Source organism: Aeromicrobium sp. SORGH_AS_0981 (assembly GCF_031453195.1).
In the GTDB taxonomy this organism is placed as follows: Bacteria; Actinomycetota; Actinomycetes; order Propionibacteriales; family Nocardioidaceae; genus Aeromicrobium.
The window spans coordinates 598,553-611,307 of sequence record NZ_JAVIZD010000001.1 but is presented as its reverse complement, the minus strand read 5'-3'; the positions used below and the strand labels follow the sequence as shown (position 1 = coordinate 611,307).

Genomic DNA, 12,755 nt, shown 5'->3' with positions numbered 1-12,755 from the left:
ACGTCGGCGCTCGCCGCACGGGGACGTCCCACGAAGGAGAACACCATGCTGGACACGTTCAACGGCCTCCCGCTGCACCCGCTCGTCGTGCACGCGGTGGTCGTGCTGCTGCCCCTGTCGGTGGTCGGTGCGATCGTCGTCGCGCTGCGCCCGGCCTGGCGCCAGACCTACGGCTGGCTCGTGGCCAGTCTGCTCGTCGTGGCGACCGCGCTCACCCCGGTCGCGACCTCGAGCGGCGAGGCGCTCGAGAAGAGGGTCGGCGACCCGGGCCGGCACGCGGAGCTCGGCGACCAGCTCATCTGGTTCGAGATCGCCCTGCTGGTGGTGCTCGTGGCGATGCTCGTCCTGCACCGTCGGGGCGTCGTGTCCGCGGCGGCGCGGGGGGTGGCCGTCCTCGTCCTGATCGCCTCCGTCGCGGCGGCCGTGCAGGTCTACCGCGTGGGCGACTCGGGCGCGAAGGCGGTGTGGGGCGACACGACCAGCGAGGCTGGCGGCAGCTGAGCAGCCGACGTCCGAGAGGTACGTGCCGGGACCGGCGACGAGGTCAGCGCGCGGCCTTGACGGCGACGACCGGGCAGTCGGCCTCGAGCAGGATGCGCTGCGAGGTGGAGCCCAGCACCAGCTTGCCGACGGGCGAGCGCCGGCGCTGGCCGATGACGACGAGCGACGCGTCGTGACGGGTGGCGTGGTCGAGGATCGCGTCAGCAGCACCACCGCTGCCCACGAAGTGGACCACCTCGTGCTCGACGCCGGCCTCGCCGAGCCGCGACTCGAGCTGCTCCACGACGGTCTCGGGCGAGACGTCCGGGTGCGGCGCGTCGGACGCGATGACGACGAGACGGGCGGACGTGCTGCGGGCGTGGTCGACGGCCCAGGCCCAGGCGGCCTCGCCCTCGGGACTCGCGACGTAGCCCACGACGATCGTGCTCATGTGGTTCTCCTTCTCCCCGGCACCACGCTACCGGGCACCCGTGTCGTCGTCGCCTCGGGTGAACAGTGACTGACGTCCCGGAAGTATTCGGGACCAAAGAGGTGCAGACGACTCTCAAAAGGACTAAAGTCCCATCTAGTTAGGGACCAGCGTCCGTTCTTCGCGGTGGGGAGACCACGAAGGACCAGGTGGGCACCAGTGCAGCCGGTCGTGGATCCCTTCACCGAGGGAGAGAGCACCATGGAACGGGTGACGTCTGCACGTCCGTCGAGCGCGACCGCGAAGGTGGTCGCGCTCGTCCTGGTCGCCCTGGCGGCGTCGACGCTGGTCGTGGCCCAGGCCGACGCCGCGCGGAGCCACCGCGTGACCGTGACCAAGACCGCCACCGTCGCGAAGACCGCGACCCGCGTGGTGCACGTCGACGGTCACCGCGGCGAGGCGACGGTGCGGCGCAGCGCGACGGGTCGTGGCACTGCGACCGTCAAGGCGGCCACCCCGCAACGGGCGCGCGCGCAGGCGGCGACGAAGGCACGGAAGCGGGCCGTGGTGCAGGCCCGTCAGCGCGCCTTCAAGACGGCCTCGGCCGCCGCGGCGAAGATCGCGACCTCGCGCGCCGAGCAGGCCGCCGCCGCAGCCGAGCCGGCCCCCGCGCCGACGCCCTCCGTGACCCCGTCGCCCTCGCCGGCGCCGACCGCCACCCCGGCGCCCGAGCCCACGGTCGCGCCCAGCCCGGATCCCGTCGCGACGCCCGAGCCGACGGTGACGCCGTCGGTCGAGCCCACTGCCGCCCCCTCGCCCGAGCCGACGGTGGCTCCGTCGCCCGAGGCGACGACCGCTCCGAGCCCGGAGCCCACTGCCTCTCCGACCCCCGAGCCGACGCCGACCCCTGAGCCGACGGCGACCTCCGACGACTGCGGGAAGGTCCGCTCGAAGGACGACGGCTCCGCGTGGACGTGCACCTTCGCCGACGACTTCGACGGCAACGCCCTCGACCGCAGCAGGTGGAGCCCGGCGACCACCGAGGCCACCGGCCTGACCTACGGGGACTGCTGGGTCGACCGGCCGCAGAACCTCGAGGTGAAGGGCGGCGCCCTGCGCCTGACGACGCGCAAGGAGTCCGAGCCCGTCACCTGCACCGCCAACGGCTCCACCGTCACGACGCCCTACACGTCGGCGTCCGTGACCACCTGGGGCCACTACACGATGAACCGGGGACGGGTCGAGATCCGCGCGAAGATGCCCGCGAGCTCCGGCCCCGGCGTCCACAGCGCCCTCTGGCTGTTCCCGCAGACGCTGAAGTACTGGGGCGACGGCCTCGGCACCGGCGAGATGGACATCGCGGAGTTCTACTCCCAGTACCCGGACCGCCTGATCCCGACCGTCCACTACGCGACGTCGACCCGCGACTACACGAACTACTTCTGCCTGGTCGACGACCCGACCGCCTGGCACACCTACGCGCTGGAGTGGGACAGCGAGCGCATCCGCGTCGAGTACGACGGGCAGGTCTGCCTCGACCACGCCATCCGCCCGACGGACACGTCGGTCGAGCAGGGCAAGCCGTTCGACCAGGACTACTCGATCAACCTCACCCAGATGCTCGGTGTCGACGGCAACAAGCCGACCGCGGACACCACCTTCCCCGCCACCCTCCAGGTCGACTGGGTGCGCGCCTGGCAGTGACGGCTCGGTCAGCGAGGAACGACGACCGGACGTGAGCGGACACCGTCACGCGCCGCCCCTCGGCTGGCGACGACACGCACCCGCACCGTGCGTCCGGCGTCCGCGCGCTGCAACCGGTAGCGCGGACCGGTAGCACCGGCGATCGGCCTGCCGTCGCGGTACCAGCGGTAGGCGAACCGTGTGGGGTGGCCGTTCCACACCCCGCGGTCGGTGGCCAGGACCTTCCCGGGAAGTCGCCGACCGGACACCCGTGGCGCGACGATCGGCGTGAGTCGCTCCACGAGACGGGCCCGCAGCACCTTCGTGTAGCCGATGTAGGGCCGGTGCATCGCGGCCGTGGCGAGGCTCGTGCCGCCGCCGACCCACAGGTTCGCGGTCTGACCGGTCGGGTCGACGCCCCGCACCTTGTAGTTGCCCTTGGGGACCAGCGGTCTGGAGTCCCAGGCTCCCGTGTGGACGAGCCGATCCCCGTCGTCGGCGTCGAAGTACTGGGCGATCAGCCCGAGGGGATCCCGGCGTCCGAAGTCGAGAAGAAGCACGAATTGTCCAGGAGGCTCGGCTCCCGAGGCCCGCGGCACCGGTCGAGCGGGGATGCCGTTGCGTGAGGGACCGAGATCGATCTGCGTGCTGTCGTGGTACGCAAGTGTGCGTCGCACCGTCGGGTAGCGCCCGGCCGGGTCACTGACCGTGACCGTGATGGGCCCTTGACGTGTCGGCAGGTTGATCGGGTAGAACTCGTCGATGTTGTTCAGGGCCAGCAGCACCTCGGTCGGCTCGTCCGCCGAGCGCGCGACGATGGAGAGACCGTCCGGGGGCGCACCGCTCGAGTCGAACGGTGAGACGTTGGGACTTTGCAGGCGCGGCATCGCAGGGAGGGTGAGCGTCTGCCCCTCGCGCACCTCGACGATGGGACTCCCGCGGTAGGAGCCGTAGCTCGTGCCTGCCCAGAGCACTTCGTACACAGACGACGAACCCCTCATCCAACCGTAGAAGTAACGGCCGGCGTCGACGCGCGGGTCCGGGTCGTCGGGCCCCACGACCTGCGCCGGGCGCGAGCCGTCGACAGGTCGCAGGACAGCCGGGCGCTCGCCCAGCACCTTCACCCGTCCCTGCGGGCCCGGCCGGGGGATCTCGACGCGGACCGTCCCGGTGTCCACCACCGCGCCGGGCTCGAGATCCCACCACCCCTGCAAGGGCGACGGGTCGGGATAGTGATCCGCCCCTCCAAGCGGCCGCGTACCGACCCCGATGACGAACCTGTACACGCCCGCGAAGACGACATCGTCGTCGAGAGAGAAGTAGCCGTCCTTGTCGGCGTAGACGAAGGCCTCACGTTCCTGGGTGCCGAGGAGACTGACTTCTGCGGAGGGATAAGGCTTTCCCTCACCATCCACGATCCGTCCGCGGATGGTGACGGGTGCGCGCAGCTGGATGTCGCCGACGTCCTGAGTGCCTGTCTCGGCGCGCCTCTCCACGTAGATGGGGACTCCCGGACGTTCCCTGTCTGCAGGCGATTGCCTCGCCCACACCTCCCTGTACGACGTCAGACGTGCTGCTGGGTCGCGGATCATGACGTCACAACCACGCTGGCTCACCCACGGGAGCTCGAATCGACCATCGGTCCCGGTGCGGAATCGGTCCTCGGGTGGCGGAGAGGGTTCGCCACTGCACCAGGTCCAGACCTCGATCCCGGCCACCGGTCGTTCGTCCTCGTCGACCAGGCGGCCGACGTAGGTGCCGCTGCGCTCGGCAGCGACGGACGGCGAGTTGCCGAGTGCCAGGGCAAGAGCCGTGACGAGCAGGGCGATGACAGGGACGCGCACGATGACCACCTCGAGTGGCGCCAGGAGGGGGACGGCCCGGCGGTGAGGTCACCGTAGGGGCGCATCGCGTCGTCCGCACCCCGGACGACGACGGGGCCGCGCTCCGGTCGGTAGCGTGCTCCCGTGAGCGACTCGCCCCCGCGCCGGCTGCTGCTGGTGAACGGCCCCAACCTGAACCTGCTCGGCACGCGCGAGCCCGGCGTGTACGGGCAGGAGACGCTGGACGACGTCGTCGCGCTCGTCGAGCGGACCGCCGACGAGCTCGGCTACGCGGTGCGGGCGCTGCAGAGCAACCACGAGGGCGTCCTCATCGACGCGATCCACGAGGCCCGCGAGGACTGTGCGGGGGTCGTCATCAACCCGGGCGGGCTCACGCACACGTCGGTCGCGCTGCGCGACGCCCTCACCGGCGTGGCGCTGCCGTTCGCGGAGGTGCACGTGTCCGACGTGCACGCCCGCGAGGAGTTTCGCCACTTCTCCTACCTGAGCGACGTCGCCGCGGTCACCGTCGTCGGCGAGGGGGTCGCGGGCTACGGTCGCGCGGTCCGCGAGCTCGTCGCCGTCCTGGCCACCGAGGAGGACGCCTCGTGAGTGACGGACCCCGCCACGTCCCGCACAAGAAGCAGCTCGCCGTCTCCCGACGCGTGCGCGTGCCCGGGCCCGACGCCGACTGGGCGGCCCTGCACGCCTTCGCGCGGACCTTCGACGCGGCCTTCTTCCTGTCGTCGTCCACGGCGACGATCGTGCAGCTCGCCTACCGGCCCGCCTTCGAGGCCGTCGAGCGCGGAGAGCACCTGGGTGGCGACCTGGGCATCGCCCTGCTGCGCGCAGCCCTGTGGTTCCAGGCCAGGTCCGACACCTTCGCCGGCGCCTCCGACTTCTCCAGCCCCGAGGTCGAGCGGTTCTACCGCACCGTCTGCGAGGAGCTGCACACCCGCACCCACGGCTGGGTCGAGGACGCCACCTGACCCCTCCGCCGAGCGGATGGTTTCGCTGGTCGAGTAGCGCGGAGCCGCGAGGCACGAGCGTGCTTCGGGCGTATCGAGACCACTCCAAGCGGACGCTGGAGATTGAGTCGCGCTGATCCGTTGCCGGGTGGTCTCGATACGCAGGGACCTCGCAAGCTCGTCCCTGCTACTCGACCAGCGGAGCGTTCCGCTGGTCGAGTAGCGCGGAGCCGCGAGGCACGAGCGTGCTTCGGGCGTATCGAGACCACTCCAAGCGGACGCTGGAGATTGAGTCGCGCTGATCCGTTGCCGGGTGGTCTCGATACGCAGGGACCTCGCAAGCTCGTCCCTGCTACTCGACCAGTGGAGCGTTCCGCTGGTCGAGTAGTCGACGCCGCGACGAAGGAGCAGGCGGAGACGTATCGAGACCAGTGTGGGCGTTCGCTGGGGGTTGGTCCGCGCTGGGCCGTTGCCGGGTGGTCTCGATACGCAGCCGCGACGCTCGTTCCTCGCGCCCGGCTGCTACTCGACCAGCGGTTTCGCTGGTCGAGTAGCGCGGAGCCGCGAGGCACGAGCGTGCTTCGGGCGTATCGAGACCACTCCAAGCGGACGCTGGAGATTGAGTCGCGCTGATCCGTTGCCGGGTGGTCTCGCTCCGCCGCGGCTACGCCCCTGTGCGACGGCTCCATCGCAGGGACCTCGCAAGCTCGTCCCTGCTACTCGACCAGCGATATCGCTGGTCGAGTAGTCGACCTCGTGACGAAGGAGCAGGCGGAGGGCTCGGCTCGTGCTCGTCGGCGGGGAGGGGAGATCGTGCCTACCGTGAGGCCATGACCCGCTACCTCACGATCTGCGCTGTGGCGCTCCCGCCGCTGTTCACCGCTGCGCTCGGGCTGACGCACCCGGCGGTGCTGACCGTCGAGGACGCCGCGCACTGGCAGATGATGCACACCGTCCTGCTGCCCGTCTTCCCGCTCCTCGCGCTGGGCCCGTGGCTCGTCGCCCGCCGGCACGACCGCGTCGTCGGCGTCGTCGTCGGGGTGCTGGCCTACGTGTACGCCTGCTTCTACACGAGCCTCGACATCCTCGCCGGGATCGCCGGCGGCGCGATCAAGGACGCCGAGGCGGGTGGTCTCGGGATCGTCTTCCCCGTCGCGGGCGACCTCGGCGCCATCGGCTCCTACGCCTACATCGCCGCGACCGCGCTCGCCGTCGGCGTCGCGAGCCGCGCCGGGGTGGTGCGGGCGCTGCCCGGCGCCGTGCTCACGCTCGTCGGCTCGGTGATGTTCTGGCAGGAGCACGTGTACCGGCCGTGGGGCGTGCTCTCGATGGTCCTGCTCGCCGCGGGCTGGACCTGGCTCGTCGTCGCTACAGGTCCGCGAGCAGCCGCACCGTCGACGCCCACGCCTCGCTCCGTGGGTCGATGACGACGAAGTGGTCGCCGTCGACGGGCGTGAGCGTCGCGTCGGCGCCGGCGTCGGTGGCTGCCGCGACGTAGGCCTCCGACTGGCTGATCGGCACGGTCGAGTCGTCGCGTCCGTGGACGCAGCGCACCGGCACGTCGAGCGGGACCTGGCCGGTCGGGTCGGCGTCGGGCACCTGGTCGACCGGCCGGCCGAGGAACGCCTCCACGGCCCCGCCGCCCAACGAGGCCGCCCCCGCAAGGTCGAGCACACCCGCCTGGGAGATCGCCGCCGTCACCGGGACCTTCGCATCCCTCCACGGCTGCAGCCGCTGACGTCCCGCCGCCCACACCGCGAGGTGGCCGCCGGCCGAGTGGCCGAGCGTCACGACGCGGGAGAGGTCGAGGCCGTCGACCTCCGCGAGCTTGTCGATGCCCGCGCTGACGTCGTCAGGCGTCTGCGGCCACCCGCCACCGTTCCCGACCCGGCGGTACTCGAGGTTCCAGGCGGTCCAGCCCTCCTCCGCGAGCGACGCGGCGAGCGGACGGCCGAGCGAGAGGTCGTACTGCGCGCGCCAGAAGCCGCCGTGGATGACGACGACGACCCCTCGTGAGGCTCCCGAGGGACGGGTCAGCTCGGCGAACTGCGACGGGTCGGAGCCGTAGGCGATGCGTTCCACGTCGCCCATGCTGCCACCGCCCGACGTGGGTGCGCGGGGGCCGGAGCAGGCGGCGAGCGCGGCCGTGCCGACCGCCGCGGCCCCGAGCGAGAGGAATCGACGACGGTGCACCGCTCCATCCCACCGCACGGTGTGCGTCCCTGCAGGTCGATGCGCGGTCGGCGCTCGATAGGATCGGGTCTCGGCGAGGGTGGGAGGTCGGTGCATGGACGTCCACGACCTCGACGTGTTCCTCCTGGTCGGCTCTGGCGTCCTCATCGCGGCGATCCTCGCGGTCCGGCTCTCCGTCAGCGTGGGCCTGCCGTCGCTGCTCGTCTACCTCGGTCTCGGGCTCGCGCTCGGCGAGGAAGGCCTCGGCGTGCAGTTCGACGACGCCGACCTCGCCCTCGCGGTCGGCTTCGGCGCGCTCGTGCTCATCCTGGCCGAGGGCGGTCTGACGACCCGCTGGGAGCACGTGCGCCCGGCGATGGGCCTCGGCCTGCTGCTCGCGACGCTCGGCTCGGTGGTCAGCGTGCTGGTCGTCGCGGGCGCGGCGCACTACGTGCTCGACCTGCGGTGGGAGATCGCGGTCCTGCTCGCCGCGGTGCTCACGCCCACCGACGCGGCGGCGGTGTTCTCCGTGCTGCGCGCCGTCCCCATCGCCCCACGGGTGAAGGGCGTGCTGGAGGCGGAGTCAGGGCTCAACGACGCGCCGATCGTCGTGCTCGTCACCGCGCTGAGCGCCGGTGAGATCGCCGACAGCGGCGCCCTCTCCTTCGTCGGGCTGATCGTGTTCGAGATCGTCGTCGGCGCGCTCGTCGGCCTGGCGGTCGGGTTCGGCGCCGCGCGACTGCTGCGCCAGCTCGCGCTCCCGGCGTCGGGCCTGTACCCCCTCATCGTGCTGGCGTTCACGGTGCTCGCGTACGGCCTCGCCGTCCTCGGCCACGCCAGCGGCTTCGCGGCTGTCTACCTGTGCGCGCTGGTGCTCGGCAACACCGAGCTCCCGCACCGCGTCGCCACCCGCTCGTTCGTGGAGGGGATCGGCTGGCTCGCGCAGATCGGGCTGTTCGTCATGCTGGGCCTGCTCGCGAGCCCGTCGGAGTTCACGCTCTGGCACCTCTGGACGGGACTGGTCGCGGGTGCCGTGCTGACCTTCGTCGCCCGGCCGTTGTCGGTCCTGGTCTGCGCCACCTGGTTCAGGGTCGGCTGGCGCGAGCAGCTGTTCGTCGGCTGGGCGGGGCTGCGGGGCGCCGTGCCGATCATCCTCGCCACGATCCCGTTGGCCGCCGACGTGCCTGGCTCGCGCGACCTCTTCGACATCGTCTTCGTGGCGGTGGTCGTGTACACGCTCGTGCAGGCCCGCGCCGCTCGCCCGCCTGGCGCGCTGGTGCGGGGTGCTGCGCGACGACGTCCGCGACCTCGAGGTCGAGGCGGCGCCGCTCGAACGCGTCTCGGCCGACCTGCTGCAGGTCCACGTGCCGCGCGGCTCACGGCTGGCGGGCGTGGAGGTGGGCGAGCTGCGACTGCCCACGGGGGCGTCGGTGTCGCTCGTCGTGCGCGACGGCACGCCGTTCGTGCCCCACCGCACCACGCGGCTCGTGCGGGGCGACGACGTGCTCGTCGTGGCCACGCGCGACGTCCGCGAGCTCACCGAGCAGCGGCTGCTCGACGTCGGCCGCCACGGGCGACTGGCCGGCTGGGACGCTGCCGACCCCGCCTGACCCGCCCCACCTGTCGTGGTGCCGGTTCCGTCAGGCGGCCGGGACCGTGGGCAGGCAGACCGTGAAGCGACGGTCGTTGCTGGTGTCGCGGACGTCGCGCCCGAGCTGGCGGAACCCGTCGCCGACGACGACCGTCACCGACCCCTCGTCGACGGGGATGTCGGGCTCGACGTACTGCACGCGGGAGCCGAACTGCGCGCCGACGAGCCGCACGCGCGGGTCCTTCGGGTCGTCGGTGAGCACGGCGGCCACCCGCGGGCGGACCTTGCTCTCGGAGTTGCCGATCTGGCCGGCGAGGAAGCCGCGACGCTGCAGGTTGATGGAGACGCGGTTCGCCAGGCCGGCCCGACTGCTCGCGTTGTAGACGTCGACGCTCACGAGGCTGCTGGTCACGCGGTCGTCCTTCTCCACCACGCGGCGCTCGCAGGTGGGCGCGGCCTCGCCGGTGTCGGCCTCGGCGGTGACGAGACGGAAGCCGACGAACAGCCCCAGGAGGAGCACCAGCGCAGAGCCGAGCAGGACGAGGGGGCCGACGGCTCCGCTGCGGGGGTTCATCGTCGGGCTCCGATCGTCAGGACGCGGGCGTGCAGCATGGACCGCTGCTGCAGGGCGGCGCGGACGGCGCGGTGCAGGCCGTCCTCGAGGAACAGCTCGCCGTTCCAGGCGACGACGTGCGCGAACAGGTCGCCGAAGTACGTCGAGTCCTCGTCGAGCAGGTTGGCGAGGTCGAGCTGCGTCTTGGTGGTCGTGAGGTCGGAGAGGTGCACCTGCGTGGGCGACAGGTCGGCCCACTCGCGCTGCGACAGTCCGTGGTCGGGGTACGGCCGACCGTCGCTCACCCTCCGAAAGATCACGACGTCAGTGTAGACAGCACGACCGCCGCGCAGCGGTAGCCTGACCGCCATGAGCACGGCTGACGGGGACGGTCGACCCACCGACGGCGACGCGAGCGCCTCCGCCCTCGCTGCGGAGGCCGCGCAGGCTGCCGCTGCGGCGGAGGCGGCGGCCGTCGAGGCCCGACGTCGCGCCGACGAGCTGGCCCGCGCCGCTGCGGCCGAGCAGCAGGCGAGCGCCGCGGTCCCGGACGACCCTGTGCCGGACGACTCTGTGCCGGACGACCGTGGGCCCCAGGACCCGGTGGTCGAGGAGGTCCGCGCGGGCTACGCGTTCGACGGTCCGGTGGTGGAGATCGGCGCCCTCGTCGTCGACGACGTGGCCGTGCCCTCGGCGCCCGTGCGCCTCCCGCTCGGCATGCTCAACCGGCACGGTCTGGTGGCGGGCGCGACCGGCACCGGCAAGACGCGGACGCTGCAGCTGCTCGCGGAGCAGGTCTCGGCGCACGGCGTGCCCGCGTTCGCGGCCGACGTGAAGGGCGACCTCTCCGGCATCGCCGTCCCCGGTACGCCGAGCGAGCGCCTCGCGGAGCGGTGCGCCGACGTCGGTCAGACCTGGCAGCCGCTCGGCTCGCCGACGGAGCTGCTGACCCTCGGCGGACTCGGCACGGGCGTGCCGGTCCGCGCGAGCCTGGAGTCGTTCGGCCCGCTCCTGCTCGCGAAGGTGCTGGGCCTGAACGAGACCCAGGAGTCGTCGCTGGGGCTCGTCTTCCACCACGCGCGCGAGCAGGGACACCGGCTCGTCGACCTCGGCGACCTGCGCTCGGTGCTCACCTGGCTCGTCGGCGACGGCAAGGCCGAGCTGAAGGAGCTCGGCGGGCTCTCCTCCGCGACCGTCGGCGTGATCCTGCGCGAGCTCGTCGCCTTCGCCGACCAGGGCGCCGACGTCTTCTTCGGCGAGCCGGAGCTCGACGTCGCCGACCTGCTCCGGCTGGCGCCCGACGGCCGTGGCGTCGTGTCGCTGCTGGAGGTGCCGTCGGTGGTCGACCGGCCGACGCTGTTCTCGACGTTCCTCCTGCACCTGCTGCGCACGCTGTTCGCGACCCTGCCGGAGGTGGGCGACGTCGAGAAGCCGCGCCTCGTGTTCTTCTTCGACGAGGCGCACCTGCTGTTCGCCGACGCGTCGAAGGACTTCCTGGCGCAGGTGACCCAGACCGTGCGGCTCATCCGCTCCAAGGGCGTCGGCATCGTGTTCGTCACGCAGACGCCGAAGGACGTGCCGTCGGACGTGCTCGCCCAGCTCGGGTCACGGATCCAGCACCAGCTGCGCGCCCACACGCCCGACGACGCCAAGGCCCTCCGCGCGACCGTCTCGACGTACCCGACGTCGGGGTACGACCTGGGCGAGCTGCTCACCCGGCTGGCGATCGGCGAGGCCGTCGTCACGGTGATGGACGAGCGGGGTGCCCCCACCCCCGTGGCGTGGACCCGGCTGCGGGCGCCGCAGGGGTCGATGGCTCCCGCGCCGGCCGACGTCGTCGCGGGACTCGTCGCGGCGTCGCCGCTGCTGCCCCGCTACGGCACGCGCGTCGACCCGCCGTCGGCGACGGAGGCGGTCGAGGCCGCCCGCGGTGCTGCCGAGGCGCGCGCCGAGGCCGACCGGGCGGCGCGCGACGCCGCCGCCGAGGCCGGACGGGTGGCTCGTGAGGCCGACCGTCTCGGGCGCGGACCCCGGCGTCGGTCGCGCTCCCGCAGCACGTCCGCGGGTCGCTCGACGCTCGACCGTGCGGTCGGCGAGGCGTCGCGCACGCTGGCGCGCGAGCTGGCGAAGAGCCTGTTCCGCCGACGTCGCTGATCGCGCCCGGCGGGACTGCCGACGGTGGCGGGCGAGGTCGCCGGGGCGGCCTCAGGGTGACGTACGGGTGACCGATGGGTGACGTCCCCGAGGTGCACGCGGGGCGGTTCACGCCATAGTGGGGCCATGAGCCTCACTCCCGTCGGCACCCGTACGCGCCTCGGGTTCCGCGCCGTGGTGCTGGAGGTGGCGCTGATCGCCGTGCTCTACGTCGGCTACAGCGCCTCGCGGATGCTCGCCTCCGACGACCGCGGTGCGGCGCTCGACCGTGCGAAGGACCTGCTGGGCCTCGAGAAGGCCTGGCACCTGGACGTCGAGCAGGCCGTCAACACCTGGGTGGTGCACCACGACCTCGTGGCGGTCGCGTCGAGCTACTGGTACGCCACGGCGCACTACGTGGTCACCGCCGTCGTCCTCGTGTGGTTGTTCGTCCGCCGCCGCTGGCTGTACGGCCGTGCGCGGACGTCGCTCGTCGTGGCCTCGCTCGCCGGGCTGGCCTGCTACCTGACGGTGCCGATGGCCCCGCCACGCTTCGTCGAGGGCTACACCGACGTGCTCGCCCTGCACTCGGCCGCGGGCTGGTGGGGGTCCGACGCGTCCGCCCCGCGCGGCATGGGCGACCTGACCAACGAGCTCGCGGCCTTCCCGTCGCTGCACGCGGGCTGGGCGCTGTGGGTCGCGCTCGCCCTCACCGCGGCCGGGGTCGGTCGGGTCTGGCGCACCCTCGGCTGGGCGCACGCCCTCGTCACGGCCTTCGTCGTGGTCGGGACGGGCAACCACTGGCTGCTCGACGTCGTGGGTGGCTGGGCGGTCGTGGCCGTCGCGTGGGCCGGTGTGGAGATCGTCACCCAGCGGCGGGCGCCGGCGGATGCGACGGCGGCGGCACCGACTTCCTAGTCTG

At 72.6% G+C, this 12,755-nt stretch carries 14 protein-coding genes and 1 pseudogene; 10 read left to right on the top strand and 5 right to left on the bottom strand.

Annotated features, from left to right (window positions below):
- Nucleotides 1-45 precede the first annotated feature (45 nt).
- Nucleotides 46-501, top strand: a complete 456-nt coding sequence (locus tag QE370_RS03235) for a DUF2231 domain-containing protein (protein ID WP_253027276.1) — start codon at nucleotides 46-48, stop codon at nucleotides 499-501.
- A 43-nt stretch (nucleotides 502-544) separates the two neighbouring features.
- Here the strand turns inward: QE370_RS03235 and QE370_RS03230 are convergent, their stop codons facing one another.
- Entirely contained in the window at nucleotides 545-931 is a 387-nt protein-coding gene (locus QE370_RS03230) for a universal stress protein (protein WP_253027277.1), read from the bottom strand.
- 249 nt (nucleotides 932-1,180) lie between these two features.
- On the opposite strand from QE370_RS03230, the gene QE370_RS03225 reads away from it, so the two are divergent.
- Nucleotides 1,181-2,614, top strand: a complete 1,434-nt coding sequence (locus QE370_RS03225; RefSeq protein ID WP_309633403.1) for a family 16 glycosylhydrolase — start codon at nucleotides 1,181-1,183, stop codon at nucleotides 2,612-2,614.
- Between the two features lie 8 nt (nucleotides 2,615-2,622).
- Here QE370_RS03225 and QE370_RS03220 read toward each other — a convergent pair whose 3' ends face one another.
- Nucleotides 2,623-3,774: a hypothetical protein gene (locus tag QE370_RS03220; RefSeq protein ID WP_309633402.1), complete on the bottom strand. Its 1,152-nt coding sequence runs from the start codon at nucleotides 3,772-3,774 to the stop codon at nucleotides 2,623-2,625.
- Between the two features lie 51 nt (nucleotides 3,775-3,825).
- Between QE370_RS03220 and QE370_RS03215 the strand changes: the two genes are divergently transcribed.
- From QE370_RS03215 to QE370_RS03200, 4 genes are all read left to right on the top strand, one after another.
- On the top strand, nucleotides 3,826-4,494 hold the full coding sequence (locus tag QE370_RS03215) for a hypothetical protein (RefSeq protein ID WP_309633401.1): 669 nt from the start codon (nucleotides 3,826-3,828) through the stop codon (nucleotides 4,492-4,494).
- Nucleotides 4,495-4,560: 66 nt separating this feature from the next.
- On the top strand, nucleotides 4,561-5,028 hold the full coding sequence (gene aroQ / locus QE370_RS03210; protein WP_309633400.1) for a type II 3-dehydroquinate dehydratase: 468 nt from the start codon (nucleotides 4,561-4,563) through the stop codon (nucleotides 5,026-5,028).
- Nucleotides 5,025-5,405 carry a hypothetical protein gene (locus QE370_RS03205; protein ID WP_309633399.1) on the top strand — a complete coding sequence of 127 codons (381 nt, stop codon included), beginning with the start codon at nucleotides 5,025-5,027 and terminating at the stop codon, nucleotides 5,403-5,405. The genes aroQ and QE370_RS03205 overlap by 4 nt, the downstream gene beginning before the upstream one ends.
- An 809-nt stretch (nucleotides 5,406-6,214) precedes the next feature.
- Entirely contained in the window at nucleotides 6,215-6,811 is a 597-nt protein-coding gene (locus tag QE370_RS03200) for a hypothetical protein (RefSeq protein ID WP_309633398.1), read from the top strand.
- Here QE370_RS03200 and QE370_RS03195 read toward each other — a convergent pair.
- Nucleotides 6,753-7,577, bottom strand: a complete 825-nt coding sequence (locus QE370_RS03195) for an alpha/beta hydrolase (protein ID WP_309633397.1) — start codon at nucleotides 7,575-7,577, stop codon at nucleotides 6,753-6,755. The genes QE370_RS03200 and QE370_RS03195 overlap by 59 nt on opposite strands.
- A 94-nt stretch (nucleotides 7,578-7,671) precedes the next feature.
- Between QE370_RS03195 and QE370_RS03190 the strand changes: the two are divergent.
- Both QE370_RS03190 and QE370_RS03185 read left to right on the top strand, forming a co-directional pair.
- Nucleotides 7,672-8,748, top strand: a pseudogene (locus QE370_RS03190) (potassium/proton antiporter); the annotation flags it as partial.
- A 91-nt stretch (nucleotides 8,749-8,839) separates the two neighbouring features.
- Complete coding sequence (locus QE370_RS03185; protein WP_309635226.1) at nucleotides 8,840-9,166, top strand: TrkA C-terminal domain-containing protein; 327 nt, start codon at nucleotides 8,840-8,842, stop codon at nucleotides 9,164-9,166.
- A gap of 30 nt (nucleotides 9,167-9,196) precedes the next feature.
- On the opposite strand, the gene QE370_RS03180 is transcribed toward QE370_RS03185, so the two are convergent.
- Both QE370_RS03180 and QE370_RS03175 read right to left on the bottom strand, forming a co-directional pair.
- Complete coding sequence (locus QE370_RS03180; RefSeq protein ID WP_253025683.1) at nucleotides 9,197-9,721, bottom strand: LytR C-terminal domain-containing protein; 525 nt, start codon at nucleotides 9,719-9,721, stop codon at nucleotides 9,197-9,199.
- The gene (locus QE370_RS03175; protein WP_067861882.1) at nucleotides 9,718-10,020 is read right to left on the bottom strand and encodes a type II toxin-antitoxin system VapB family antitoxin; all 303 of its coding nucleotides are present in this window, start codon (nucleotides 10,018-10,020) and stop codon (nucleotides 9,718-9,720) included. Before QE370_RS03175 ends, QE370_RS03180 begins: the two co-directional genes overlap by 4 nt.
- 49 nt (nucleotides 10,021-10,069) lie before the next feature.
- On the opposite strand from QE370_RS03175, the gene QE370_RS03170 reads away from it, so the two are divergent.
- Together QE370_RS03170 and QE370_RS03165 are read left to right on the top strand one after the other, a co-directional pair.
- A complete protein-coding gene (locus tag QE370_RS03170) occupies nucleotides 10,070-11,854 on the top strand; it encodes a helicase HerA-like domain-containing protein (RefSeq protein ID WP_309633396.1) in 1,785 nt (594 codons plus the stop codon).
- 126 nt (nucleotides 11,855-11,980) lie between these two features.
- On the top strand, nucleotides 11,981-12,751 hold the full coding sequence (locus tag QE370_RS03165; protein WP_309633395.1) for a phosphatase PAP2 family protein: 771 nt from the start codon (nucleotides 11,981-11,983) through the stop codon (nucleotides 12,749-12,751).
- Nucleotides 12,752-12,755 lie beyond the last annotated feature (4 nt).

Excerpts from the sequence above, each read along its gene's own strand:
- QE370_RS03235 (WP_253027276.1), top strand. The coding sequence starts at position 46 with ATGCTGGACACGTTCAACGGCCTCCCGCTGCACCCGCTCGTCGTGCAC.
- QE370_RS03230 (WP_253027277.1), bottom strand. The coding sequence starts at position 931 with ATGAGCACGATCGTCGTGGGCTACGTCGCGAGTCCCGAGGGCGAGGCC.
- QE370_RS03200 (WP_309633398.1), top strand. The coding sequence starts at position 6,215 with ATGACCCGCTACCTCACGATCTGCGCTGTGGCGCTCCCGCCGCTGTTC.
- QE370_RS03180 (WP_253025683.1), bottom strand. The coding sequence starts at position 9,721 with ATGAACCCCCGCAGCGGAGCCGTCGGCCCCCTCGTCCTGCTCGGCTCT.
- QE370_RS03170 (WP_309633396.1), top strand. The coding sequence starts at position 10,070 with ATGAGCACGGCTGACGGGGACGGTCGACCCACCGACGGCGACGCGAGC.
- QE370_RS03165 (WP_309633395.1), top strand. The coding sequence starts at position 11,981 with ATGAGCCTCACTCCCGTCGGCACCCGTACGCGCCTCGGGTTCCGCGCC.